This is a genomic window from Azonexus hydrophilus, assembly GCF_038368255.1.
Lineage (GTDB): Bacteria > Pseudomonadota > Gammaproteobacteria > Burkholderiales > Rhodocyclaceae > Azonexus > Azonexus hydrophilus.
This window is the reverse complement of the sequence record NZ_CP151406.1, coordinates 2,790,798-2,816,561: the sequence shown is the minus strand read 5'-3', so window position 1 is coordinate 2,816,561 and position 25,764 is coordinate 2,790,798. Positions and strand designations below refer to the sequence as shown.

Annotated in this window: 22 protein-coding genes; 9 read left to right on the top strand and 13 right to left on the bottom strand. The window is 63.1% G+C overall.

What is annotated here, in order from left to right; translation table 11 throughout:
- Positions 1-3 precede the first annotated feature (3 nt).
- The 9 genes from AADV58_RS13555 to AADV58_RS13515 all read left to right on the top strand — a co-directional run bounded on the left by AADV58_RS13555 (position 4) and on the right by AADV58_RS13515 (position 10,487).
- Positions 4-675, top strand: a complete 672-nt coding sequence (locus tag AADV58_RS13555) for a sulfite exporter TauE/SafE family protein (RefSeq protein WP_341743449.1) — start codon at positions 4-6, stop codon at positions 673-675.
- Position 676: 1 nt separating this feature from the next.
- The gene (locus tag AADV58_RS13550; RefSeq protein WP_424243814.1) at positions 677-2,875 is read left to right on the top strand and encodes a heavy metal translocating P-type ATPase; all 2,199 of its coding nucleotides are present in this window, start codon (positions 677-679) and stop codon (positions 2,873-2,875) included.
- A gap of 49 nt (positions 2,876-2,924) precedes the next feature.
- A complete protein-coding gene (locus AADV58_RS13545) occupies positions 2,925-4,586 on the top strand; it encodes a putative bifunctional diguanylate cyclase/phosphodiesterase (RefSeq protein ID WP_341743448.1) in 1,662 nt (553 codons plus the stop codon).
- A 3-nt stretch (positions 4,587-4,589) separates the two neighbouring features.
- Complete coding sequence (locus AADV58_RS13540) at positions 4,590-4,796, top strand: heavy-metal-associated domain-containing protein (protein WP_028994719.1); 207 nt, start codon at positions 4,590-4,592, stop codon at positions 4,794-4,796.
- The gene (locus AADV58_RS13535; protein WP_157272461.1) at positions 4,786-5,103 is read left to right on the top strand and encodes a hypothetical protein; all 318 of its coding nucleotides are present in this window, start codon (positions 4,786-4,788) and stop codon (positions 5,101-5,103) included. The genes AADV58_RS13540 and AADV58_RS13535 overlap by 11 nt, the downstream gene beginning before the upstream one ends.
- A gap of 210 nt (positions 5,104-5,313) precedes the next feature.
- Positions 5,314-7,590, top strand: coding sequence for a TonB-dependent receptor (locus AADV58_RS13530; protein ID WP_245580517.1), 2,277 nt, complete (start codon positions 5,314-5,316; stop codon positions 7,588-7,590).
- A 76-nt stretch (positions 7,591-7,666) separates the two neighbouring features.
- A complete protein-coding gene (locus AADV58_RS13525) occupies positions 7,667-8,773 on the top strand; it encodes an alpha-hydroxy acid oxidase (RefSeq protein WP_341743447.1) in 1,107 nt (368 codons plus the stop codon).
- A gap of 2 nt (positions 8,774-8,775) precedes the next feature.
- Positions 8,776-9,459 carry a Fe2+-dependent dioxygenase gene (locus tag AADV58_RS13520; protein ID WP_341743446.1) on the top strand — a complete coding sequence of 228 codons (684 nt, stop codon included), beginning with the start codon at positions 8,776-8,778 and terminating at the stop codon, positions 9,457-9,459.
- A 14-nt stretch (positions 9,460-9,473) separates the two neighbouring features.
- Positions 9,474-10,487 carry a Fe(3+) ABC transporter substrate-binding protein gene (locus AADV58_RS13515; RefSeq protein WP_028994724.1) on the top strand — a complete coding sequence of 338 codons (1,014 nt, stop codon included), beginning with the start codon at positions 9,474-9,476 and terminating at the stop codon, positions 10,485-10,487.
- A gap of 51 nt (positions 10,488-10,538) precedes the next feature.
- Here the strand turns inward: AADV58_RS13515 and AADV58_RS13510 are convergent, their stop codons facing one another.
- From AADV58_RS13510 to AADV58_RS13450, 13 genes are all read right to left on the bottom strand, one after another.
- Positions 10,539-10,742 (bottom strand): (2Fe-2S)-binding protein, encoded by a 204-nt coding sequence (locus tag AADV58_RS13510; RefSeq protein ID WP_028994725.1) that lies wholly within the window; start codon positions 10,740-10,742, stop codon positions 10,539-10,541.
- 198 nt (positions 10,743-10,940) lie between these two features.
- Entirely contained in the window at positions 10,941-11,423 is a 483-nt protein-coding gene (bfr, locus tag AADV58_RS13505) for a bacterioferritin (RefSeq protein ID WP_281982113.1), read from the bottom strand.
- Between the two features lie 10 nt (positions 11,424-11,433).
- On the bottom strand, positions 11,434-11,919 hold the full coding sequence (bfr, locus tag AADV58_RS13500) for a bacterioferritin (RefSeq protein ID WP_281982111.1): 486 nt from the start codon (positions 11,917-11,919) through the stop codon (positions 11,434-11,436).
- Between the two features lie 129 nt (positions 11,920-12,048).
- Positions 12,049-14,775 carry a M16 family metallopeptidase gene (locus AADV58_RS13495; protein WP_341743445.1) on the bottom strand — a complete coding sequence of 909 codons (2,727 nt, stop codon included), beginning with the start codon at positions 14,773-14,775 and terminating at the stop codon, positions 12,049-12,051.
- Positions 14,775-15,863: a cytochrome-c peroxidase gene (locus tag AADV58_RS13490; RefSeq protein ID WP_341743444.1), complete on the bottom strand. Its 1,089-nt coding sequence runs from the start codon at positions 15,861-15,863 to the stop codon at positions 14,775-14,777. Before AADV58_RS13490 ends, AADV58_RS13495 begins: the two co-directional genes overlap by 1 nt.
- Before the next feature lie 58 nt (positions 15,864-15,921).
- A complete protein-coding gene (locus tag AADV58_RS13485; RefSeq protein ID WP_341743443.1) occupies positions 15,922-18,774 on the bottom strand; it encodes a TonB-dependent receptor in 2,853 nt (950 codons plus the stop codon).
- 158 nt (positions 18,775-18,932) lie between these two features.
- Entirely contained in the window at positions 18,933-19,928 is a 996-nt protein-coding gene (locus tag AADV58_RS13480) for a FecR family protein (RefSeq protein WP_341743442.1), read from the bottom strand.
- A complete protein-coding gene (locus tag AADV58_RS13475) occupies positions 19,925-20,437 on the bottom strand; it encodes a sigma-70 family RNA polymerase sigma factor (RefSeq protein ID WP_341743441.1) in 513 nt (170 codons plus the stop codon). Before AADV58_RS13475 ends, AADV58_RS13480 begins: the two co-directional genes overlap by 4 nt.
- Before the next feature lie 19 nt (positions 20,438-20,456).
- The gene (locus tag AADV58_RS13470) at positions 20,457-20,699 is read right to left on the bottom strand and encodes a ferrous iron transport protein A (protein WP_341743440.1); all 243 of its coding nucleotides are present in this window, start codon (positions 20,697-20,699) and stop codon (positions 20,457-20,459) included.
- 7 nt (positions 20,700-20,706) lie between these two features.
- Positions 20,707-22,647 carry a ferrous iron transport protein B gene (gene feoB, locus AADV58_RS13465; protein ID WP_341743439.1) on the bottom strand — a complete coding sequence of 647 codons (1,941 nt, stop codon included), beginning with the start codon at positions 22,645-22,647 and terminating at the stop codon, positions 20,707-20,709.
- 12 nt (positions 22,648-22,659) lie between these two features.
- Positions 22,660-23,157, bottom strand: a complete 498-nt coding sequence (locus AADV58_RS13460) for a TlpA family protein disulfide reductase (RefSeq protein WP_051295327.1) — start codon at positions 23,155-23,157, stop codon at positions 22,660-22,662.
- Positions 23,157-25,316 (bottom strand): TonB-dependent receptor plug domain-containing protein, encoded by a 2,160-nt coding sequence (locus tag AADV58_RS13455; RefSeq protein WP_051295328.1) that lies wholly within the window; start codon positions 25,314-25,316, stop codon positions 23,157-23,159. The genes AADV58_RS13460 and AADV58_RS13455 overlap by 1 nt, the downstream gene beginning before the upstream one ends.
- A 24-nt stretch (positions 25,317-25,340) precedes the next feature.
- Positions 25,341-25,763: an ExbD/TolR family protein gene (locus tag AADV58_RS13450; protein WP_028994735.1), complete on the bottom strand. Its 423-nt coding sequence runs from the start codon at positions 25,761-25,763 to the stop codon at positions 25,341-25,343.
- Position 25,764: the final 1 nt, after the last annotated feature.

Sequence of the window (25,764 nt, the reverse complement as noted above, 5' to 3'; positions counted from 1 at the left end):
TTCATGCCCGATACCGGTTTTCTTGCCCTGTTTCTCGTCGGCCTGCTCGGCGGTGCACATTGCGTCGGCATGTGCGGCGGTATCGTCGGCGCCCTGGCCATGGGCGGCGCGTCGCGCTGGTCGATGCACCTGGCCTACAACGGTGGTCGCATCCTTTCCTACGCCGCCGCCGGCGCCCTCGCCGGTGCCCTCGGTGCGGCCAGCCTGGGGCTGGAAGGGCAGGTGCCGGCGCGGCTGATCCTCTACCTGTTTGCCAACCTGATGCTGATCGCCCTGGGCTTTTACCTGCTCGGCGCGACCCGGGCGCTGGCGTTTACCGAGCGCGCCGGCCAGGCGCTATGGCGCCGCATCCAGCCGCTGACCCGGCGCTTCCTGCCGGCCACCACCGTCCGTCAGGCCTTTCCGCTCGGCTTGCTGTGGGGCTGGCTGCCTTGCGGGCTGGTATACAGCGCGCTCGCCAGTGCCTTGTCGGCCGGTTCGGCCGGGCGTGGGGCCGCCTTGATGCTGGCCTTCGGGCTGGGGACCCTGCCCAACCTGTTGCTCGCCGGCATCCTTTTTTCGCGGCTCAACGAATTTGTCCGCCGGCCCGTGGTCCGTACCTTGTCCGGCCTGCTGATTCTCGGTTTCGGGATTTACGGCCTGTACGCTTTGCCCTATCTGATGGAGAACGTCTGAGGTGACCGACAAGACCCTGCCTGACAGTGCGGAACAGGTGATTGAATTCGCCATTGGCGGCATGACCTGTGCCGCCTGTTCCACGCGCCTGGAAAAAGTGCTCAACCGCCAGGCCGGCATGCAGGCCAACGTCAATCTGGCGGCCGAGCGGGCGCGTGTGCGCCTGAGCGGGGTCGGGCCGGAGGCGGTGATCGCGGCGGTGGCCAAGGCCGGTTTTTCGGCGACCCTGGTCGATGCGGGAACGCGCGAGCGGGAAAAGCAGGAGAAGGAACGAGTCTATCGGCAGGAGGTCCGCCGTTTCTGGATCGCCGTCGTGCTGACCTTGCCGCTGGTTGGTCAGATGATTTTCATGTTCGGCGAGGGCGGGCACGAGAACGAGTTGCCGCGCTGGCTGCAATTGCTGCTGGCGACCCCGGTCCAGTTCTGGATCGGCTGGCGTTTCTACGACGGCGCGGCCAAGGCCTTGCGCGGCGGCGGTGCCAACATGGATGTGCTGGTCGCGCTCGGTACCAGCATGGCCTGGGGCTTCTCGGCCGTGGTCACGGTGTTCGGCCTGCACGATCAGCATGTGTATTTCGAGGCCGGGGCGGCGGTGATCACCCTGGTCCTGCTCGGCAAATTGCTTGAGGCCAGGGCCAAGGCGCGCACCTCGGAGGCGATCGAGTCGCTGATCCGCCTGCGCCCGAAAACCGCCCGCGTCGAGCGCGACGGGCAGTGGCTGGAGCTGCCGGTCGATGCGCTGATGCCGGGCGACATCTTCCTGGTGCGTCCGGGCGAGAGCGTGCCGGTGGATGGCCAGGTCATCGACGGCGACTCCAGCGTCGATGAAGCGATGCTGACCGGCGAGAGCATGCCGGTGGGCAAAGGGGCCGGCGACCGCGTGTTTGCGGCGACGGCCAACGGCCAGGGGGCCTTGCGCTGCCGGGCAACCGGCGTCGGCGAACAGACCCTGCTGGCTGGCATCATCCGCCTGGTCGGCGAGGCACAGGGCTCGAAGGCGCCGGTGCAGCGCCTGGCCGACCGCATTTCCGGGATATTCGTGCCGGTGGTCTGTTTGATCGCGCTGGCGACCTTTGTCGCCTGGTGGTGGATAGCCGGTGAATTTGCCGAGGCGCTGGTCAATGCGGTTGCCGTGCTGGTCATTGCCTGCCCGTGCGCGCTCGGCCTGGCGACGCCGACGGCGATCATGGTCGGCACCGGCCAGGGCGCCCGCGCCGGCATCCTGGTGCGCAACGCCGAGGCGCTCGAACGCGCCCAGAAGATCGGTGTCCTGGCGCTCGACAAGACCGGGACGCTGACCTGCGGTCAGCCGCAGGTCACCGACGTGGTGCCCATGGCTTGCAAGCGCGAGGAAGCCTTGCGCCTGGCGGCGGCGCTCGAACACCAGTCCGAGCATCCGCTGGCGCGTGCCGTGGTGGCGGCGCATGGCGACGGAGAACTGCCGCCGGTGACTGATTTCCGGGCGCTGGCCGGACACGGTGTGAGCGGCGAAGTCGATTCCCGCGTCTTGCGACTCGGTTCGCCGGCCTGGTTCGGGCTGGACGACGATGCAGCGATTGCCGAACTGCAGTCGGCCGGCAAGACGGTCGTGGTGCTGGCGGAAATGAATGGCGAGACGCCGGCCTCGGTGCTGGCGCTGATCGCCATCGCCGACGCGCTGCGGCCGACGTCGCGGCAGGCCGTGGCGCAGTTGCGAGCGCAAGGCATCCGCGTGGTGATGCTGACCGGTGACAATGTGGCGACCGCCGCGGCGATTGCCGCGCAGGCCGGCATCGACGAATTCCGCGCCGGCATCCTGCCCGGCGACAAGGCGGCGGCGATCAATGCCCTGAAGTCCGCAGATGCTCTGGTGGCCATGGTTGGCGACGGGGTCAACGACGCGCCGGCGCTGGCTGCGGCCGATGTCAGCTTCGCCATCGGTGCCGGTTCGGATACGGCCATCGAGGCCGCCGACCTGACCCTGATCCGCAACGACCTGCGTGGTGTGGCTGACGCCATCGCCTTGTCCAGGGCGACTTTGGGCAAGATCCGGCAGAATCTGTTCTTTGCTTTCGTTTACAATGTTTCGGGTTTGCCGCTTGCGGCAATGGGCTTGTTGAATCCGGTTATTGCCGGCGCTGCGATGGCAATGAGTTCGGTCTCGGTGGTGACCAACTCCTTGCTGCTCAAGCGCTGGCGGCCGCATGGCCTGAAACGATAGAAGGGAAAGTGGCGTAGCGATGACCGGGGTGGCCAGTGAAGGAACCAACTTGTTTCAGGCCACCATGGAGGCGGCGCAGGTCGGCATCTTCGTTCTCGGCGGCGGGCGCTTCATTTACGTCAATCCTTTCATATGCGAGCTGTTCGGTTACAGCGCCGAGGATTTTCAAAGCCGTATCGGTCCGCTCGACCTGGTTGTTCCCGAACAGCATGACCTGGTCCGCGAACAGATGGCCCTGCGTGCCGCCGGGGTGCCGGGGAAGGCGTACGAACTGACTGCCCGGCGCCAGGATGGCTCCTTGTTTACCATGTCGGTCCTCGGTATGCCGGCAACTTTCGGCGATCTGCCGGTGTCGGTGGGCACGGTGCTCGACGTCACCGAGCGCAAGAACGCCGAACGGCGCATCCGCGAGCTGGCCGATTTCGACGCCCTGACCGGCTTGCCCAACCGGCGCCTGCTGCATGATCGCATGGCGCAGATGATTGCTTCGGCCGAACGCGATGGCGGCACTGCTGCCCTGATGTTCCTCGACATCGACCACTTCAAGCGGGTCAACGATTCACTGGGCCACAGCGTCGGCGATGATCTGCTGTGCGCGCTGGCGCAGCGCTATACCGGCGTCGTGCGCCGGGTCGATACGCTGGCGCGCCTGGGGGGCGACGAGTTCATCATCCTGCTGCCCGATGTCAGTGCTGCCAGCGCGGCGGATGTCGCCCGCCGGGTGCTGGAAATCGCCGGCTCGTCGTTCTCGGTCGGCGGGCACGAACTGACGGTGACTTCGTCGATCGGCATCAGCCTGTATCCGCAGGACGGCAGGGATATCGACACCCTGCTCAAGAACGCCGATACGGCGATGTACAAGGCCAAGGAGCTCGGGCGCAACACCTTCCAGTTCTATTCCCGGGAGATGAACACGGCGACGCTGGAACGGCTGATGATGGAGAGCAGCCTGCGTCATGCGCTGACCGGTGACGAATTCGAGCTGCACTACCAGCCGCTGGTCTGCCTGCGCAGCGGCGAGATCGTCGGCGTCGAGGCGCTGATCCGCTGGTGCCACCGCGATCTCGGGGTGATCATGCCGGATCGCTTCATTCCGGTGGCCGAGGAAACCGGCATGATCAACCCGATCGGCGACTGGGTCCTGTTCGAAGCCTGTCGCCAGGCGCAGGCCTGGATCGATGCCGGTCTGTCCTTGCGGACCATGGCCGTCAACGTGGCGCCGGTGCAGTTCCGCCAGGCCGGATTCGTCGAAATGGTCGCCGGTGCCCTGGGTACCACGGGGCTGGCCGCTGAGCGCCTGGAACTCGAATTGACCGAACGGACGGTGATGCACGACGCGGAATTTACCCTCGGCACCCTGTCGGCACTCAATCGCATGGGCGTTTGCCTGTCGCTCGACGATTTCGGCACCGGTTACTCTTCGCTGGCCTACCTGAAGCGTTTTCCGGTCGGCAAGCTGAAGATCGACCGTTCCTTCATCATGGACCTGGAGACTGATGCAGATGACCGGGCGATTGCGTCGACCATCGTCAACATGGGCAGCAGCCTGCGCCTGACCGTCCTCGCTGAAGGCGTGGAGACTGCCGAGCAGCTCGCCCTGCTGCGCCAGATGGGGTGCAGCATGGTTCAGGGGTATCATTTCAGTCGTCCCGTGACGGCAGCCCGGATGACCGAACTGCTGCGCGATCAACCCTTTCGTTACGAGAAATGAGCCATGGAAAATACCGAGATCAGCATCGGCGGCATGAGCTGCCAGGGGTGCGTTAAGAACATTACCGGCGTCCTGAGCGCGCTGTCCGGCGTCGCGACGGCCGAAGTGTCGCTGGAAAAGGCCGCGGCGACAGTGGCTTTCGACCCGCAGGCGATTTCCCGGGCTGAATTGCTGGCGGCGATCGAGGATGCGGGGTTCGATGCCGAGTGACGCCCGTGATTCCTCGCCTGAGGAATCCTGTGTCCTGATGGCGGGCGTGGCAGAAGGGCTGACGATGGCCGATGTGGAACAGCAACTTCGGCTGCTCAGATCCCTGGCTGGTGTGCATCTTGCCGAAACCTGGAACGGCAAGGCGTTTTCGGCGGGTGAGATGCAGGCTTTTGTGCTGCCGGATACTTCACGATTCGATGGCTACCCGTTCGTCCTGCAGGTCCTGATGTCACGGGATGCGCTGGTCGGTGTCCTGTCAAGCATGCTGCAAATGGGGTGCCAGAGGATTGTAAAAATACAACATTAGGGGCGCTGATATGCCCGCATATGTTGTGTTTTTTGTCACAAATTTGTAAATGATATATATTATCAACCGCAATTAGAAGCAAGCCAGCCGCCAGCCAGCCAGCTTTTCCCCAACCGTATCGCTGTTGGGGCACCCGTCAGGCGGTTGGGCATAGGGTTTGTCTCCAGCTTTTCGGATTGTCCCGCGCAGCGTGTTTCCAAGGATACGACTGTGAAACGAAAAGCCCGTCATGTGATGGTTCCGGCAAGCTTCCGGACCAATTCCCCTTCCTATACCAAGACCAGCATCGCCATCGGCATCTCCACCGCCATGCTGGCACCGGTTTCCACTATCGCCGACGAAGCGGCCAAGGAAACGGAAATGGCTACGGTGACCGTGGTTGAGCGTGTGATCGATCACAATCCCTACGCCGAACCGGATGCGCCGTACAAGGCCCGAATTTCCGGCGACGAGCGACGCAAGCGCCCGTTAGCCGAAACGCCGGCCACAATCAACGTGCTGACAAAAACGCAGATCGAGGATTCGGGTTACACCGACCTGCGCGACATTCTCGATACGCAACCGGGGATTACGCTGGGTACCGGCGAAAACGGCAATGCTTTCGGCGACCGCTACATCATCCGTGGTCAGGAAGCTCGTAGCGATGTCTTCGTTGATGGCTTGCGCGATCCCGGGATGAGCATCCGAGAAAGTTTTGCCGTCGAACAAGTCGAAGTTTCCAAGGGGCCGAGTTCGAGTTTCGCCGGCCGTGGAACGGCCGGTGGTGCGATCAATTCAATCACCAAGCAGGCAACGACCGACTATGACTTCACCAAACTTTCGGTAGGCCTGGGTACTGATGATCATCAGCGTTTTACCCTTGATACCAATTATGCATTGAGCGATACGGTGGCATTGCGTGCCAACTTGCTTTACAGCTATGAAGAGGTCCCGGACCGTAATCCAGCTGATCGGGAACGCAAGGGTGTCGCGCTGTCGGGACTGTTCAAACCGAGTGAGAACTTGAGTGTCCTGCTCGATTACTATGGTTTTCGAGGCAACGACCGTCCGGATATGGGTACCTATCTGTATGGTACGGTTCCCAACCGCAAGCCCTTCGAAAATCCGCCGGTTTACGCTCAGGATGGGGATTTCCTGAAGTCCCATGTCGATACCCTGACTGCTCGTCTGAATTACCGTTTCAACGATAATGTCCGGCTGACCAATGCCACTCGTTGGGGTAAATCAGAAAACGGATACGTGGTTACCGGCGCTGGCTACGTCAGTGATAGCGCATTGCGACTGACGACCCATCAAGGTTGGCAGGAGGTAGATTACTTCGCCAATCAGACCAATCTGTTCGTGGATGCCCAAATTGCCGGCATGAAACACGAGTGGAATTTTGGCCTGGAGTACACCGACCATGCGGTCTTGAATGGTATCTACTCGATCAATGGCGTTACTGCAACAAATCAGCCTACCGCTCCCAATGTTCCTTTTTCTGGCGTTCAGGGAGCAATCGATCACAGCAATATCAGCAAGTTCAATTGGGATCAGGACTGGCGTGCCAAGACAGTTTCGCTCTCGGTCATGGATACTGTCGATCTGAGTGACAAATGGACCGCATTCGCCGGGGTACGTTACGACCATACCAAGCTCTCGTTGAAAACCCAGACGCCGGCGACCAGTGTAATAACCGGCGATTATTCATACAGTGACAGTATGTGGAACGGTCATGTCGGCGTGACCTACAAATTCCTTCCATATGCAAATGTCTATCTGACCTATGCCTCGGCCAAGGATATTAATGGTGGCGAATCCGATGTTGGAACCAGCGGCGGTTATGGCGGCTTGATTACCTTCAATGGCAGCGCAGCCGGTGCCAAGCCGGAGACGACGCAAAACCTCGAGTTGGGTACCAAGTGGGACCTGATGGGGGGTAAGTTGCTGGCCACTGCAGCACTATTTCACATCAAAAAAAGTGATGTGATGGAGGCTAATGGCTATTCCTCGACAGGCACCTTCAACAGTGCAGCGAACCTAGTGAGGGGGGTCGAGTTTGGTCTGGCTGGCAATCTTACCGACAAGCTCAGTGCCTTCGCCGGCGTCACTTTCATGAATGCCAAGGTTACCAAGTCGGCAACGGCATCGAAAATTGGGAAAACTTTGAGCAATTTTGCCGATACGTCGGCATCGGCGCAGTTGCGCTATCAGGCCACACCGGCCTTTGCCTTCGGTACTGCGGTCAAATACGAAAGTGAGAAGTATGCCGGCGAGCCTGATACTGCAGCGTCATATGACGCCAATGGTGTCTACAATCAACCGATTCCAGCCTACACAGTCTGGGATTTGTTTGCTGATTACCGCCTGAACAAGGCTGCCAAGCTGCGCCTGAATATCGGCAATGTCCTCGACAAGGATTATTACCTGGCTGGCTATCGATCCGGTAGTTTCGTCTACAAGGGCGACGCGCGTAATGCCCGTTTGACCCTGAACTACGACTTCTGACGCGACGTGGTAACAGTACGGGCGACCCCAGTGGGTTCGCCCGTATCGCTTTTGAAAAAATTCATCCTTTCATTCCATGGCTGCCCTCAATTCCATCCCTGGTGAAGTCCATTGTGCTCAGGATTACGAAATCCTGGCCCGACACTTCCTGAGTGAAGCCGATTACGCTTATATCGCCGGGGGCTGCGGTCGGGATTCGACTTTGCGGGCCAACCGTGAGGCCTTTGACTCGGTCCGCCTCTGGCCGCGTCTTTTGCGTGACGTCCGGCATGGGCACCTGGCGAGCACGCTGTTGGGTCATGCGCTGCCGCATCCAATCATGCTGGCACCGCTGGCGTATCAGACACTTGCGCATCCGCAAGGAGAAATCGACGTTGCCCGGGCGGCGGCGGCGACCGATAGCTGCCTGATCCTGAGTACCCTGTCGGGGCGCAGCATCGAGGAAACCATGCCGCATGCGGGTGAGGCACGCTGGTTCCAGCTTTATTTCCAAGCTGATCAGGCGGCAACACTGGACCTTGTCAGACGTGCGGAGTCTGCAGCTTGCCAGGTGCTGGTGGTGACTCTGGATACGGCGATAAAACTGCCCAGTCTTGGGGCGTTGCGTAGTGGCTTTTCGATGCCGGCGCGAGTTGTTGCCGCCAATCTGACGAATTATCGAGCGCCCGCACAGCTTGCGCTGGCGCGAGGGCAGAGCCGCATTTTCCAGGGGGCCATGGCCGGTGCTCCCAATCTCGATGACCTGCGCTGGCTGCTCGGGCAGACCCGGCTGCCGATTGTCGTCAAGGGCGTACTGCATCCGGAGGATGCGTTGATGCTGAAAGCGATGGGGATCGCCGGGCTGGTCGTTTCCAATCATGGTGGCCGTTCGCTCGATGGCGCACCGGCGAGCCTGGAGGTGCTGCCAGCGATACGCGCGGCGGTGGGGCCCGGCTATCCCCTGTTGCTCGATAGCGGTGTCCGTTCGGGTACCGATATTTTCCGGGGGCTGGCTGCGGGAGCCAACGCGGTACTGGTTGGCCGCCTGCAGGTCTATGCCTTGGCGGTCGCGGGCGCATTGGGCGTGGCTCACATGCTGCGCCTGTTGCGCGAGGAGCTCGAGGCATGCATGGCCCAGGCGGGCTGCGCCACATTGGCCGACATTGGCCCGCAAATGATTTATCGAAACAAGGACGAGGCTTAAGCATGTTGATTCCGATCGAAGGCGTCCTCAGCAAGGACGAAGTGAAACAGTTTCGCGATTTGCTCGACGCAGCGGACTGGCAGGATGGACTGAAGACGGCCGGCACCCTGGCTCGGGCGGTCAAGCGCAACCTGCAACTGGAGGATGGTTCGCCGTTGGCGGTCGAGCTTGGCAACCGCATCCTGAGGAAGCTCGGCAGTACCCCGCTGTTCATTTCAGCGGCCTTGCCGGCACGTATCTACCCGCCCAAGTTCAACCGCTACGCCGATGGCGGGACCTATGGTGCGCATGTCGATAGCGCGGTGATGCAGGTGCCGGGAACGTCGGTTTCGGTGCGCAGCGACCTGTCGGCAACCTTGTTCCTGGCCGAGCCGGAAGAATACGATGGTGGCGAATTGGAGATCGAAGGTCCGTTCGGCATCCAGGCGGCCAAGCTGGAGGCTGGCGACATGGTGCTCTACCCGTCGAGCAGCCTGCACCGGGTGACGCCGGTGACGCGCGGGGCGCGTGTCGCCTCCTTCATGTGGATCCAGAGCATGGTCCAGAACGACAGTTCGCGCACCTTGCTCTTCGACCTTGATCAGGCCATCCAGGGCATGACCGGCGTGGTGTCGCCCGACGATGAGCGCTTGCTCAAGCTGACCGCCGTTTATCACAACCTGCTGCGTCAGTGGGCGCAGCCGTAAAGGGAAGCAAAGCAATGATGAAACAACTTTTTCCCTTGCTGGTTGCCTTGCTATCGCTGAACGCAGCACAGGCCCAGGAGAAAGTGCTGAATCTCTATTCAGCCCGCCATTACCAAGCCGATGAGGCCTTGTACAACGATTTCACCAAGCAGACCGGCATCCGCATCAACCGTATCGAAGGCAAGGCGCACGAATTGCTCGAGCGCATACGCAACGAAGGGGTGAACAGTCCGGCCGACGTCTTCATCACCGTGGACGCTGCCAGTCTGGCCGTGGCCAACGCCTGGGGCATCTTCGCTCCGGTCAAGTCGGCCGTGCTGGAGAGCCGGATTCCCGCGCACCTGCGCTCGGATACCTGGTTTGCCTTCTCGACCCGGGCGCGGATGATCATCTACAACAAGCGCAAGCTCAAGGCCGAGGATGTACCGACCTATGAGTCGCTTGCCGATCCCAAGCTGAAGGGCATGTACTGCAGCATTCCCGGTGGGCATATCTACAACCTGACCTGGGTTGCCGCACAAGTGGTTCATCATGGCGAAGCCAGGGCGGAGGATTGGGCGCGTGGTCTCGTTGCCAATCTGGCACGCAATCCCAGAGGTGGGGATACCGACCAGATCAAGTCGGTGGCCAGCGGCGAATGCGGCGTGGCTGTCTCGAACAGCTACTACCTGGCCCGGATGATGGCTTCGGAGCGGGTCGAGGACCGCAACCTGGTCAAGCGGCTCGGTATTGTCTGGCCGAACCAGAATGACTACGGCACCCACATCAACGTCTCTGGTGGCGGTATGGTCAAGACCAGCCGCAACCGCGAAGCGGCGCTGCGTTTCCTCGAGTACCTGGCCAGTGACGAGGCTCAACGTTATTTCGCCAACGGCAACAACGAGTGGCCGGCGGTGCCGACGGTCAAAGTGCATAACGAAGAACTGGCCGAACTTGGTCAATTCAAGCCGGATACAACGGCGCTGGTGACGATTGCCAACCAGTTGCCGGCAGCACAGAAACTGCTGGACAGGGTAGGGTATCGCTGAACAATGAAAAACGGGAACCTCAAGGTTCCCGTTTTTCATTGACCTGGGTGATCAGGCCGCCATTCGCATGAGCTTGCTCGGTTTGCCCTGCTGGCCATGTACTTCCTTGAGACATTCATGCGCGCACGAAGCACAGCGGCCGCAGTCGCGGGTGACACCGAGGTCACGGCGCAGGTCCTTGAGCGTGCGCGCGCCGCTTTCCGCGGCTTCGCGGATTTGGCGATCTGTGACTGCCTGGCAAACGCAAACGTACATGACACGTCTCCGTGGAGATTCAAATAGGAATAATTTGCATTCTATACAGATGCGAATGAATGTCAATAAACTTTGAGCGATTTGTTGTCTTGACGACAATTCCCGCCCCGTGGCCTCGTTGTCGCAAAAAGAATGCCCGGAAGGCGGGCAATAAAAAACCGCGGACTAGCCGCGGTTTTACCTGGGTGAAAGGCGGGTTCAGCCTTCGCCCGGCTCCATGTGCGCCTGCAGGTAGTTCGGCAGGGTGACGTCCTTGATCAGCGATTGCTGGGTTTCCAGCCAGTCGATGGCTTCCTCGCAGTGTTCGAGCAGGTCTTCGAGCAGCTCGCGGCTGACGTAGTCCTGGAGTTCCTCGCACAGGGCAACGGCTTCGATCAGCAGCGGGCGCTGGATGGTCTGCTCGTACTTCAGGTCGCCCTGCAGGCATTCGACGACGTTCTCGCCAATCATCAGCTTGCCGAGGTTCTGCAGGTTGGGCAGGCCTTCGAGGAAGAGGATGCGCTCGATCAGCTCGTCGGCTTCCTTCATCACCCGGATCGACTGCTTGTACTGGTAGTCGTTGAGCTTTTCCAGGCCCCAGTTACGGAACATGCGGGCGTGCAGGAAATACTGGTTGATCGAGGTCAGCTCGTTCTTGAGGACCTTGTTGAGGATGTCGATGACCTTCTTGTCGCCTTTCATGTCGCGCTCCTCAGGCCGGGCTGCCCGAGCCCATCTGGCTCTGCAGGTAGTTTTGCAGTCCGACCAGTTCGATCAGGCGCAATTGTTTTTCCAGGAAGTAGGCGTGGTCGACTTCGGTGTCTTCCAGTTGCACCGCCAGCATGTCGCGGGAGACGTAGTCCTGGGCCTTCTCGCAGGCAGCGATGGCCTTCTTGAGGTCGCCGTCGACCTGGTATTCGAGTGCGAGGTCGGCCTTGAGCATTTCCGGAACGGCTTTGCCGACCTTCATCGGGTTACGCTTGGACAGGTCCGGTTTGCCCTCGAGAAAGAGGATGCGCTGGATCAGCGCGCGGGCGTGCTGGCGTTCGTGGTCGGATTCGTGGATCGACTTCTGGGCCAGTTCGTTGAGACCCATGTCGGCGTACATCTCGCCGTGGATCAGGTACTGGTCAACGGCAGTCAGTTCGCCGGTCAGCAATTCATTGAGGATGTCGATGATCTTCTTGTCGCCCTTCATGGCATTTCTCCTGAGAATGAGGGGTGGCTGGCTGGCGTGACGCGGCTGGCTTGCCGTGGGCCGGATTGTAAGAGCTAAGACGATCGAATTGAAGCAATGTTCCCGAAAAAGTGCTTTATTTACAATGAACTACGAACCGTTCTCATTTGTGTTGTCAGCTTGCCCTTTACCGATCGCCCAGACGATAGGCGCCTGGCCGAGATGACGGCGCAGCGCAGCATTGACCCCGGCTGCCGTGAGTTCGGCGATACGCGCGTCGTGCGTGGCGTCCCAGGTAGCGTCGCGGCCGGTCTGCAGCATCGCCGCCAGGCGGTCGGCATAGGTGGTTTCTGCCTGCACGGCGCGGCGCCGGCTTTCCTGCCAGCGGGCGATACCGGCAGTGACTTCCTGCTCGCTGAAGCCTTCGGCGAGCGCCCGCGCCAGTTCTTCGCGGAGGATGTCGCGGGCACGCTCGGCCTGGTCGCTGGCGACGCTGGCGGCGATCGTCAGGCGGGCGCGGGCGTCGAAGGGGTTGGCCGCGAGCGCGGCATTGACGCTGTAGGCCAGGCCTTCCTGCTCGCGCACACGCACACGTAGGCGACTGCTGGCGTCGCCGCCGAGCAGGCGGACGGCGAGCGCCAGGGGCAGGTAATCTTCGTCGTCGTCGCGCAGCGGTAGCTGGCTCAGGCCGACGACATCGGCGTTCGGGAAAAGCCCCTGTGCGACCACGATGGCGTCGGTGTCCACCTGCTCCGGCGCTGTCGGCTGGGCGATTCTGGCGTAGGGTAGCGTGGCTTGCGGCAAGCTTTGCAAGCTCTGCCAGAAGCCCTGGACTGCTGCCTCGTCGAGGTCACCGACAGCGGCAATGCGCAATTGCGAACGGCCGCCGAAATCGGCGATGCAGCGACGCACGTCGTCGAGGCTCAGGGCGCGCAGTTCAGCCAGTTGCTCGGCCACCGTGCGTTGGCGGTTGGGGTGTTCGGGCGGATAGTTGTTGAAGCGCAGCATGGCCTGCCGGTTTGCCAGTTCACCCGGGTGCTTCTGGCTGGCCTCAAGGCTGGCGATCTCCATCGCCCGGATGCGCTCGAAGGCGGCTTCCGGCAGCGCTGGCTGGCGGCGCACGGCGAGCAGTAGTTCGAGTGCAGGGCCGAGCTCGGCCGGTGGTGCGGTCAGGCTGATCCGGCCGAGGCTCTGGCTGGCCTGCGCCTGCAGCGTGGCGAGTTTGCGCCCGAGTTCGCTGCGTTCGATGCCGGCGCCGCCCTCGGCGAGCAGGCTGCCGGCAACCCGGCAGGCAGTCTGGCGCCCGCGCAGCGATTCGCTGTCGCCGAAATCGTTGGCAATCACCAGCCGCGCCCGGCCGTCCTGGGTCCGCCGCGAGATCAGCGCGGCTTTGGCCGACGGGTCGGCCAGCGGGATAGCGACGGTGGCGGTACCGAGCTCGGCCGGCGATTTCGGTAACGGGTCGATGGCCAGCGTCGGTACCGGCCAGTCGCGTTTACCGTGGGCCTCGACCAGCATCCGCCCGGGAACCGCCGCCGGCGGTTCAGGCGTGCGCGGCGGCGGCCCGTGGTGGAGCAGGACTTCGGCCGGGGCGACGCCGGCGATCCAGTGGCGCAGCGCGGCGTTGATCTCGTCCAGCGTCAGCGTGGCGACGATGTCGCGTTCAACGAAGAACAGCCGCCAGTCGCCGGCAACTTCGGCCCCCGAGAGGGCGCTGGCGGTCGTCTCGGGTGAAAGCCGGGCGCGGTCGAACTGGCGCAGGCGGCTGGTGCGCACGCGCTTGAGCTGGGCAGCATCGATGCCGTGGCGGGCGAAATGGTCGACCGCCTCGCGCAAGGCGGCGGCCAGCGTCGCCGCGTCGGCGTCTTTATCGTGGCTGACGTTGGCGATCAGTAGTGAGTATTCGGGGTGGTCCTGCACGACGCAGGCGGCGCCGAGGGCCAGACGTTTTTCATCGACCAGCGTCCGCCGCAGGCTGCCCCAGCTGTCGGCGCACAGCGCCGGCAGCGCCAGGTCGACGGCTAGCGTCTGGCGGTCGCTGGCGCCGGGCAGCAGCCAGGCCACAGCGGCAACGGTGCTGCCACTTTCGCGGTAAATTTCGGCGCGCTGGCGCAGGCGTTCGGCCTCTTCGCGGGTCCATGTGGCTGGCGGCGGGCCGGGCGGGTTTTGGGCCGGCGCGAACAGTTGACCGACAAGGTCGAGCACGCGCGCCGCGTCGAACTTGCCGGTAACGATCAGGACTGCGTTGTCCGGCCGGTAGTGGCGGTGGTGGAAAGCCTGCAGCGCGGCAAAGGGGGCGTTCTCGATATCGCTGCGGGCGCCGATGGTCGGCCGCCCGTAGCCGTGCCAGAAGAAACTCTGACGTTGCAGGGCGCGGGCGACCAGGCTGCCCGGGTTGTTGTCGTTACGTTCGAGTTCGTTGCGCACGACGGTCATCTCGCTGGCCAGGTCGGCGGCGCTGAAAGTCGGGCGCAGGAAGCGGTCGGCCTCGATGCGGATCAATTCATCGATTTTTTCCGGCTCGGCGCGCACGGTGGCGAAATAATTGGTGCGGTCGGTGTTGGTGGTCCCGTTCCAGGTCGCGCCCAGGGCCGTCAGTGCCTGCTTGAGGTCGTGGTGGCGGCCGGCACCCTTGAACAGCATGTGTTCGAGCAGGTGGGCCATGCCGGTTTCGCCATAGCCTTCGTGCTTGCTGCCGGTCTTGACCAGCAGCTCGACGCGCGTTGTCGGCGCATCGGGAAAGGGCGCCAGGATCAGGCGAAAGCCGTTGTTCAGCCGATACGAAGAAAAGCCGCCGGCACGGGCTTCGGGCTGCCAGGGCGAGGCAGCGACCAGTGCTGGTAGCGCGGCGAGGGCGAGAATGGCGAGTCGGCGCATCAAAGTGTCTTCAGGAAAGCTTCAAGCGCCTGCATTTCGCGCTCGTCGAGCTCAAGCGGCTTGACCAGTGTTGATGTCACCGGGAAGCGCGGATCCTTGGCCTGTGCCTCGTTGGCGGGTTTGGGGTGGAACATGCCGGCGTTGTACATGTTGACGATGCCGCGCAGCGAGCGGAACAGTCCGTTGTGCATCCACGGGCCGCTACGCGAGACGTTGCGCAGCGTCGGCGTTTTGAACTTGCCGACGTCCTCATTCTTGCCAGTGACGTTGTAGCGGCCGAGGTCTTCGTATTTACGCCCGAAGTAGGTCAGGCCGAGGTTGTGGAATTCGTTGTCGTTGAGTGCCGGACCGCTGTGGCAGGTCATGCAGCGTGCCTTGGTGCGGAACAGGTGGAGGCCGAGCAGTTGGCGGTCGTCGAGTGCCTTGTGATCGCCGTCGATGAAGGCGTCGAAGGCGGTATGCTCGGCAACCAGCGTGCGCTGGTAGGCGGCAAGCGCGCCCTGGATGCGTTCCAGCGTCACCGCGCTGTCGCCCCAGGCGGCGGCGAACTCCTCGGCGTAACCGGGGATCGCCGTCAGCTTGGCCGGCAGTTCCTTGAGCTCCATTGCCATCTCGGCCGGGTCGGCGATCGGGCCGAGCGCCTGGTGTTCCAGCGTCGGCGCGCGGCCGTCCCAGAACAGGCTGCTGGCGCCGGCGACGCCGACCAGCGCCGGCGCATTGCGCCGGCCTTGACGCCCTTCGTGGCCGGGCGTGACCGCCAGCGTATCGGCGTAGGCATGCTCGGGGCGATGGCAGGAAGCGCAGGCGATCTTGCCGGACGCCGACAGTGCCGGATCGAAGAACAGACGGATGCCGAGCTTGAGCATCGGGTAGGAAATCATGGATGGCAGGTCGGGCGTTTTTGCCGACGCCATCTCCTGCCAGGCGACCTGACCTTCGACCTGCGGCGCCGGCCACTCGGCCAGCGGCCGGGCGTAGGCCTGGCGCAGGCAGCCCGGGTCGCGGCCATCTAGCGGTTGGCGACAATCGCTGGCTGCGGAGGCGAGGAACGGCAGGCCAAGGATGATCAAAGGGAGAATTTTTTTCATGGCATTCGGGAGTGAAGGCGCCGGCGTTTTCGGCCGGCGCACGTCGACAGTGAAGAAGTCAGAAACGGTAGCCAAGCTCTACCCAGAACTGGCGGCCGATTTCGTAGGTGGGGATGGTGCTGGAACTGACACTGCTTTGGGCAACCGAAGCCTTATCGAGTACGTTGAAGACATCGAAATTGACGAAGAAGGCTTGATCACGAGTTGTCGGGTATTCCCAGCCGAGGCGCAGATCCCAGGTAAGGGCGGGCTTGTAGCTGCGCTCTTCCCAGACCGCGATTTGTATTCCTTCATGGAATACCCCCGAGGTGTTGGCTGAGGCAACTTGACCGACGGCTTTGTAAGCCGCGCGATAGCGAAGGAAGTTCGACCAGGTGAGATTCCATTGCGGGATCCTGGTTTCGGTGCTGAGACGCAGAGTCCATGGGCGGTTGAAGTTTTCTGCCGGACGATCGGTATAGCGCATTACGCTGCCCTTGTACTGAATGTACGGGTTGGCAAGGTAAATGTCGGTGTCGGTGTCAATGTAGTCCGGGGCGTTACTCTTGCTCTGCCACCAGTCAAGGGCCAATTGGCCTTTGGTTCGGGTGCCGAGCCAGCTAAACTCTTCAAGCGGAGTCACTGTGAATGACACAACGTCGGTTTCGCTCTTGCCACCGTTGGTGTATGTCGTATAGCTACTGGAGAGATTGGTCGGGTCGGTAGACGGTTCGCCGATGCTGCTGCCCTTGACCTGGATGATTTGGTCTCGGCCCTGACGATGGACATATTTCAGGCGGTAGTTGAACCCTCGCCATTGTTGTTCGATGCCGGCCATCAGCTCGTCGTCGTAAGGAATATCGAGCTGATTGAACTTCATGTTGTCGGCGGCCCTAGTGCCCACCGTCCAGGTGGAATCAACGGTGTTTCGCTGCTCGCTGTTGTAGCGCAGACGGTTGCGCCCCTCGCGCAGACGCAGGCCGGTGATGTTGCGGCCATAGTAACGATTGACGCCGGCATTCAGGATGGTGGTGCTGTCGGCGAACAGGTCATACTTGATGGCCAGTCGCGGGGCGACAGTCGTTTTGTTGGTGTAGTCGTCGCCGTCCACTCGAACGCCAGGACGCAAGGATAGGCGCCCGATTTCCAAATCATCCTGTAGCCAGGCGCCCCATTGGGTGACGGTGAAATCAAATTCCCCCTTGGCGAAACGGGTGCGCCGCGTCAGGAGTTGACCAGGCCATCCGTTGACTGTGGTGCCCAGCGAACAGGCATCGACCACGACACCGCTACTGTTGGTGCAGGTAGCTGTCGAAACTGGTGTCGTGTAGGTGCTGTTTTCGGTCAGGCGTTTATAGTTGACCTGTTGGTGAGAAAATTCGAAGCCGCTCTGGATGCTGTGCTGCATGCCGAGAAGATTGAATGTGTTCCAGTCGCCGCTGGCCTTGTAGCGCCATGTCTTTTGCTGTTGCTCGATATCTCCGTAGCCTCCTTCAAGACTGCTGGTGCTTGCGGTGTTGCCGATACCCCAGAATTTGCTCGAGGATTTTCGCCAGGTGTACCAGTCATCGAAATCCGAGTCTCGGGATTGATCGAATTCGCTATAGGAAAGGCTCTGATTGAATTTGACCGCGTCGCCATCCCATTTGGCAGCCAGCGTTAACAGTTTCCCTCCGTTACGGGTCTCGAAAGAGGAATTGGCAGCATTGCCTCGCCAGTAGGTGTTTTGTTCCGGTGCATGCGTGATGCTGCCTTCCAGGTCAAGCCGGCTGACTGGTTTCCAGAATGCTTTGAGAAAATAGTTGTCGATCGAGCGTTCCTGGTCTCGCTTCTGGACCCCCATGGTTGCTACGTTGGTAGACGAGTAGAAACTCGTCGGAACGGTCGAACGCTTCTGCGAGATGTTGGCCATCAGCCCGAAGTTTTCTGTCAGATGGCCCTCCAGCGTGGCACGCAGGATGGTTTTTTCGAACTCGGGTTGATCGAAGTGCGACGAGGAATTCTCAAAATCCTGCTGTTCTCTGTCGTCAATGTGATAGCGGGTCCACGAGGACCGCGACATCTGGTAGGAAATCTTGCCGCGCAGTTCCTTGCTGGGTTTGCGCGTTTTGGCTTCGACAACGCCCCCATTGAATTGGCCGTAGGACGCGGGTACGTTGCTGTCGTACACAGTGATGCTGTCGAGCAAGTCGGTGTCCAGGGCCAAGCCCTGGCTTTGTCCGGGAACATCAGCAAGGGAATTGATCCTGGATTCGGTTCGTTCGCCGGGGTCGATGTCGTTATTGAAATTTGTGCCGTCAACAATGAATGCGTTTTGGTAGTACTTGGCGCCATTGATGCTGATGTCAGCGGGCGCGATTTCCCCGGGAGTCTTGCTGCTCTGCTGTTTGTTGTCGAACTGGATGTTCGGGACAGTTTTGAGCAGGCTGGTGATGTCTCCGTTGCCGGCAGGCATTGCTTCAATGGTTCTGCGGCTGATTACCGTCGTACCCAAAGGCTCACGTTGATCGACAACGATGACTGGTGCCAGTTGTGCCTCGCGGGTGTTGCCGGCAGACGCTTCGACGCTCTTCGGCAGCGCGACCAGGATGTAGCCGGAGGGCGTGCGGGCGACGCCGTAGCCGGTGTTGCGCAGCAGTGCGGTGAAACCGGCGTCGATTGCGTAGTTGCCCTTGAGTCCTTCGCTGTTCAGGCCCTTGAGCTTTTCGGCGTCGATCGCCAGCGAAACGCCGGATTGCACCGCGAAGCGGTTGAGGGTGGCGTCGAGCGGGCCGGCCGGAATGTCGTAGTGGCGGTTGGCCTGGGCATAAGCGATTGGTGCTGTGGTGGCAGCGAGGGTCGCGGTCAAGGCCAGGTGGGTGAGGAAAACCAGCGGCTTCAGGCGGGTACGCAGGCGGCCGTGGCGGGTCGGGGGAGTGGTCGGTTTAGTCATCGTCGGCGTCCATTGGGGTTGGCAAGCCCGGGCGGGCAGGGACGAGTACCGGAACTGGCTGGCGCGACTGTGGATGCTGCGTGGCTACCCAATCTCGTCTTTCATGGGTATTGACGGACGAGATCGCGAAAGCGGAACTGTCCGGGCAAAAAAAATCTTCAGCGGGTTTTCGGGTGATCGACGACGACCAGGTAGGGCGTCAGCGTGCGGATGCGCAGGCCGGGGAAGTTGTTGATCAGCAGTTGCAGGGCGCGGTCGGTGTCGTCGAGCGGCAGCACCGCGGAAACGTGCAGGCCGGCGAGCGCCGCCGCGTCGTAGCGGAGCAGGCCCGGGCGGTGCCGGGCGAGCTGGTCGAGGACGTTGCCCAGCGGCTCGTTGCGGACCACCAGTTGGTGCCGCTGCCAGGCGGTTTCGAGCAGTTCGCCGTCGACCGCGGCCAGTTCGCCGGCGTCGCCGCTGGTGAAGCGCAGGCGCTGGCCGGCGCCGACGACGAGCGGCCGGGGCTGGCCGTCGATGCTGACCTCGACGCGCGACTCGATCATGCTGAGCACGGTCGCGTCGGCCTCGCGGCTGACCAGGAAGCGCGTGCCCAGCGCGCGGATGCTGCCGTGCGCGGTGCTGACCACGAAGGGGCGGTCGCGGTCGGGGGCGACATCGACCAGGATTTCGCCGCGCAGCAGCGCGATGGTCCGGGTTTTTGCGTCGAATTCGAGGTCGACCGCGGAATTGCCGTTGAGCGACAGCCGGCTGCCGTCGGCCAGCGTGCGTTCGGCCCATTCGCCGCTGCCGGTGCGCAGGTCGGCGAGCAGCACCGGTGCCGGCGCCGAATGCAGCGCCAGCCAGGCCGGCAGCAGCAGGGCGGCGCCCAGGGCGAGGGCGGCGCCGATGCGGCGCGGCGTCCGCCGCGGCCGGGCGGCGCGCAGCGCCTGCCGGGCCGGGGCCTGGCTGCCGTTGTCGCGGATATGGTCGAGGCGGCCGAGCAGCGCCTCGAGGCGGGCGGCGGCGGCGGCGTGGCGTGGATCGGCCTGTTTCCAGGCGGCGAAGCCGGATTCGGCGGCGCGCCGTTCGCCGGCTTCGTCGGCGGAAAGCCGGACGATCCAGTCGGCGGCCTGTTCGGCCAGCGTTTCCGGGGTCTCTTCGAGGCGCCGGTTCATGTCGGTTCGGCCGGGGCGCAGGCGACCAGGCACTGAACCAGGTACTTGCGCACCATGCGCGGACCGACGCCGAGGCGTTCGCCGATCTCGGCGTGCGTCAGTCCGTCCAGGTAATGCAGCAGGAAGGCTTCGCCGGCCTTCGCCGGGACCGCCTCGAGGGCGGCGGCGATCTGCGCCAGCGCCTCGGCGGCAAGCAGTTGTTCTTCCGGCGAGGCGAAGCCGGCGAGCGGGTCGGCCAGCGCCGCCAGTTCGTTGAGCCAGGCCTGCTCGACGGCGTGGCGGCGGGCCCGGTCGATGATCAGGCGGTTGGCCGTGGTGGTCAGCCAGGCGCGCGGTTCGCACAGCGCGAGCAGCGCGTCGCGCGAGCCGATCAGGCGGAGGAAGGTGTCCTGGGCGACGTCGGCGGCGTGCTCCGGGCAGCCGAGCTTGCGCCGCAGCCAGCCGTGCAGCCAGCCGTGGTGGCTGGCGTACAGCTGGTGCAGCGGATCCGGGCTGGTGGCGGCGGACATCGCGGACGGCGCCCGGGGCTCAGCTGACGACCCAGATGTGGCGGGCGACCGCGTGTTCGAGCGCGAGCTCGACTTCGTCGGCGAGGATCACCGTCATCGGCTTTTGCTGGAGCACCCTGACCGGCTGCGTTTCGGCCAGGCCGTAGGCGGTCAGCTGTTCGCGCTGGAGCGGGTCGATCTCGTCGCCCAGGCCGGCGAGGCGGACTTCGCTGCCGGGGGCGATGAAGGCGAGGGGAAGGCGGGCTTCGTTGTGTTGGCTCATGGTCGTCTTACCAGAGGGCGCGCAGGGCGAGGTTGAACAGGCCGCCGATGAAGAAGGCGAAGGGAACGATGACCGCGACCATCGCCAGGGCCGTCTTCATGCCGCGTTCCTTGACCATCATCAGCAGGCTGGCGAAGCAGGGAATGAACAGCGTGATCGTGATCATGCCGACCACGGCCTGGATCGGGTCGAGCGCGTCGGCCATGACGAACAGGCCGGTAGCGCCGAAGTCGCGGCGCAGGAAGCCCATGACGAAGGCGGCCGAGGCTTCCTTGGGCAGGCCGAGCCAGCCGCTGACCAGCGGTTCGCCGGCTTCGATGATGGCCGGCAGGACGCCGATCTTGTCGAGTGCGAACATCAGGAAGGTGCCGATCAGGAACAGCGGGATGACTTCGATCAGGTACCACTTGAGGCGGCCGGCGGTCTTCTTGACGACGTTGCCGGCGATCGGCAGGCGCATCGGCGGCAGTTCGGTGACCAGCGGGATGCGCCGGCCGGGGATCAGCTTGGCGGCGAGGAAGCCGGCGAGCAGCAGGACGCCGACCATGGCCAGGGTCCAGATGAGTACGGCAGAAAACGACACGCCGCCGAGCATGCCGAGGACGACGCCGAGCTGGGCCGAGCAGGGAATCGCCAGCGCCAGCAGGAAGACGGTGATCAGGCGTTCGCGCGGCGAATGCAGGATGCGTGTGGTCAGCGTCGCCATCGTCACGCAGCCGAGGCCGAGGACCATCGGCAGCACGGCGCGGCCGTTGAGGCCGATTGCCGCGAACAGGCGGTTGGCGATCACCGACAGGCGCGGCAGGTAGCCCGAATCCTCGAGCACGCCGAAGGCGATGAAGAAGGTGGTGACGATCGGCAGGATCAGCGCCAGCGCGTAGGTCATGCCCATTGTCCACAGGCCGTAGTCGCCGACCAGTAGCTCGCTGATCAGGCCTTCGCCGAACCAGCCCTGGACCAGCCCGGTGAAGCCGGGGTTGAGGATGCCTTCGAAAAGGTCTTCCTCAAGCAGGCCGACCAGCGTCGTCGCGCCGAAGACGCCGACGAACTGGTACACCGCGTAGAGCACGGCGAGCAGGATGGGAATGCCCCACAGCGGATGGACGACGGCCTGGCCGATGCGCTGCGAGAGCAGCGGGCTGCTGTTGACGGCGCGGCGGGTGACGGTGGCGGCCAGTGCGTCGGCGGCTTCGGTGCGCTCGCGGGCGAGCAGGCCGGGCAGATCGCCCGGTGCACGGTCGACGGCATTTTTGCGCAGATTGTCGAGTTGACCGTAAGCGTCGCCGGCGTGTTCGCGCAGCCAGCCTTCGACTTCGCTGTCGTTGCCGAGGAAGAGGATGGCCAGGCCGCGTGCCGCCAGGCGCGGGTGCGGTGCGTGTTCGGTGATGGCGGCGGCGAGCGCCTCGATGTCGGCTTCGCGGGCCGGGTCGTAGCGCAGCATGCGGTCGGCGACGCCGGCGCGGGCGACGCTGCCGGTCAGCTCGCCGATGCCTTCGCCGCCGGTGGCGACGGTGGCCAGCACCGGAATCGCCAGTTGTTCGGCGAGCGCCGGGATGTCGACGGTGACGCCGCGCGCGGTCGCCTCGTCGTGCATGTTCAGGGCCAGCACCATGGGGACGCCGAGTTCGGCGAGCAGCGCGGTCAGGGTCAGCGTCCGGCGCAGGTTCTTGGCGTCGCCGACCTGGACCAGGCAGCGGCTCGACTCGTTGAGCAGCGCGCGCATGGTCGCCCGCTCGTCGTCGCTGCGCGACGGCAGCGCGAGCACGCCCGGCGTGTCGAGCAGCGCCGCCTGAGGATCGAAGCGGGCGCTGGCGCGGGTCACTTCGACGGTGGTCCCGGGATAGTTCGAGACGTTGACGTAGGCGCCGGTCAGGCGGTGGAAGAGGACGGACTTGCCGACGTTGGGGTGGCCGACCAGAAGGATGGCGTTGGCGGTGGTGGCGTTCATGGACTTCCCGGTTCAGGTTTTGCCGCAGGTGGCCAGCGCTTCGGCCAGCCAGCGGCGGTTGATTTCACCAGTGTGCTGCGCGCAGGCGCGGCGATCGGTGTCGAGGATGACGGTGTGGGGCAGGGCGCCGGCGCGGTTACCGAAGCGGGCGAGCAGCCCGCGCGGTTCGCCCGGACCGTGCAAGGAGAGCAGCGGCGGTTGCAGCGCCGCCTGGATGGCGGCTGGTGCGGCGGCGGTTTCGGCCGGGCGCTGCAGGGCGACGGTGATCACGCGCACCCGGCCGGCGCGGGCGAGGGCGGCAAGCTCGGGCATTTCGCGGACGCAGGGTGGGCAGTCAGCGCGCCAGAAGTTGATGACCGTCGGCTGTGCCGGCAGCGACGCCAGGGTGACGAAGCGGTGGCCGTCGGAAAGTTCGAAGTCGAGCGCTGCCTTGGCGACCGACGGGGGATCGGTCGCCAAGGCTGTGCTGGTCTGGGCAAGCAGGCTGAGAATGAGGGCAAGTCGCCGCATCACAGGGCCAGTTTTACGCCGCCGTAGACGAAGCGGCCACGATTCGGGCCCCAGATCTGGGTGACATCGTAATTGCCGGCCCCATCGACCCAGAGCATGCTTTCCTTGTCCGACTGCTTGAAGTCGGTCAGGTTGTCGACGCCGAGGAACAGCGACCAGCGCTTGTCGAGCCGGTATTCACCGCGCAAATCGATGGTCCAATAGTCCGGACTCTTGTCCATCTTGCGCGTGCCGTCGAAGTTGTAGCGCGGCGTGTTGGCGTAGTCGTAGAACTTCTTCAGGTCCATCGGGCCGGTCCAGGTACCGCGGATCATCCCGGTCCAGGGGCCGCTCTCGTAGTCGAGGCGCAGGTAGGCGCGGGTTTCCGGACGGGCGAAGGCGAGCGTGCCGGGCTCCGAGAAACGATAGCTGAAGCGTTCGGCAGCGACGGTGGTTTCCAGTGTCGGCGTCAGCTTGTAGGTCAGCGTGATGTCGCCGCCGATGACCGTGACTGGCTTCTTGGCCGAGGTAAACAAGGTGATGGGGGCCCCCGAAACCGGGTCGGTGGCCCCGGAGTCGATCATCGCCATGTTCTTGATCTTGTTGTAATTCAGCGAACTGACCCAGGCCAGACGATCCCCGGCGTACGAGAGGGCGTAGGACGCATTGTCGGAAATCTCGGCCTTGTCGATGTCGCGGACGATGCGCGAGGTATCGAGAATGCCGTGATCCTGTTCGAAGAACGAGGTCGGTGCCCGGAAGCCACGGCCTACCGCGAAGCGGCTGTTCAGTTCGTGGCTGTGGTTCCACAGCACGTTGAAGCGCGGGCTGGTGATGCCGCCGAAAATGTTGTGGTCGTCGTAGCGAACCGAACCGTTCACCTCGACGACACCGTCGAGGAAGGCGTGGTAGGCCTGCAGGAACAAGCCCGGGGTTTTGTACTTGTAGTCGTCGATACCGTCGTTGGGCGTGCCGTCGGCCATTGCGCCCTTGCTCTTCAGGTCTTCGTAGCGGTAGGTGACGCCGCCGGTCACCAGCGTGGCGCCGATCGGCTGCTGGGTGCTGGCTTCCAGGTAGTACTGGGTCTGCTCGGCCTTGTAGATTGCATGTTCGTAGTAGGAGTCCTGCTTGTGCTTGGCCAGGCCGACGGCGAAACGCAAGCTGCCGTCGCCGAGCTTGTGCGTGGCGCTGGAGATGAACTGCTGGCGGTCGGTGAAAATGATTTCCGACATGCCGCCCAGACCGTCGTCGTAATTGCGAATGCCACCGGCTGCCACATCGTCCGGATGGTCGCCAATGAAACCGCTGCCATCACTGTCGAAACCATCCACCGTCACCCAGCCGGCATTGCTTGGCGAGCCATTCTTGCCTTTGCTCCACAGGAAGGGGTTGCCGCTTTGGTCGGCCTTGACCTTCGCGTAGTCATCGCCCATGGCGCCGCCCATGCGTTTTTCGTCGACGATGTCCAGGCGCCCCTTGATGCTGAATCCGCCCACATCATCGAGGAAGAAGCCGATGCCACCAAGGTTGCGCTTGAAGCCGGTGTATTCGGAAACCTTGTTGCCATCGGCGTCGACTGAGTCGTGGCCGTTGTGATTGAAATTGGCGGTCAGGGCGCCCCCCTGGAAGACCTTGGCGCCGAACAGGTCGGTATTGATGTGGCCGTAGGAGCCGAATTGCTGGACGCCGATGAACTCGTCCTTGGTCGGGCGGCGGGTGACCATGTTGACCGAACCGGCCAGCGCTTCCGGCGCAATCAGGCTGGTACCGGCGCCGCGGGAAATATCGATGCGCTCGACACCGCCGAGGCTGACGCTGTCCAGACCGTAGGCGGTGGACACCGACGAGAAGATCGGGATGCTGTCGATCAGCAGCGTGGTGTAGCGACCCGGCAGGTTGTTGAGCACGACGTTGCGCACGTTGCAGATCGAGCATTCGGTCTGCACCGAGATACCTGGACGTTTGTCGAGTGCTTCGGTCAGCATCGTGGCGCCGGTCTTTTCCAGTTCGCGTGCGCCGAGTGATTCGGTGGCGATGATTTCATCACGCAGCACCGGCTTGGCACCCACGGTCTTGCCGGATGAAACGGTGATTTCGCTCAACTGCTTGTCGGCGAGCGCCGGGCCGGCGAAGGCGAGCATGATCGCGAGGCTGAGTGGCTTCGGGTCGACGTGCTGCATGATGAACTCCCTGAGTTTTTTTGTTTATTCGTTGTTGCCGGGTTGGGTGACGAAGCCGATCTTGCTCAGTCCCGCCCGGCGTGCTGCACTCATGGTTTCGGCGACGGCTTCGTAACGGCTGTCGCGGTCAGCCTTGAGGTGCAGTTCGACGTTGGCGTCCTGGCTGACCGCGTCGCGGAAACGGGTTTCCAGCGTTGCCGCATCGACCGGTTCGCTACCGATGAACACCTTGTTGTCGGCGGTGATCGCCACCTGCAGGGTCATCGGTTTTTCCGGGGTGGGCGTGCTTGAAGCGCGCGGCAGGTCGACCTTGACCGAGTGCGTCATCAGCGGTGCGGTGATCATGAAGATGATCAGCAGCACCAGCATCACGTCGATCAGCGGGACCATGTTGATTTCGGCGGTCGGCATCTGGTTGCCGCCGTTGCTGAAGGTGCCGATGCCCATC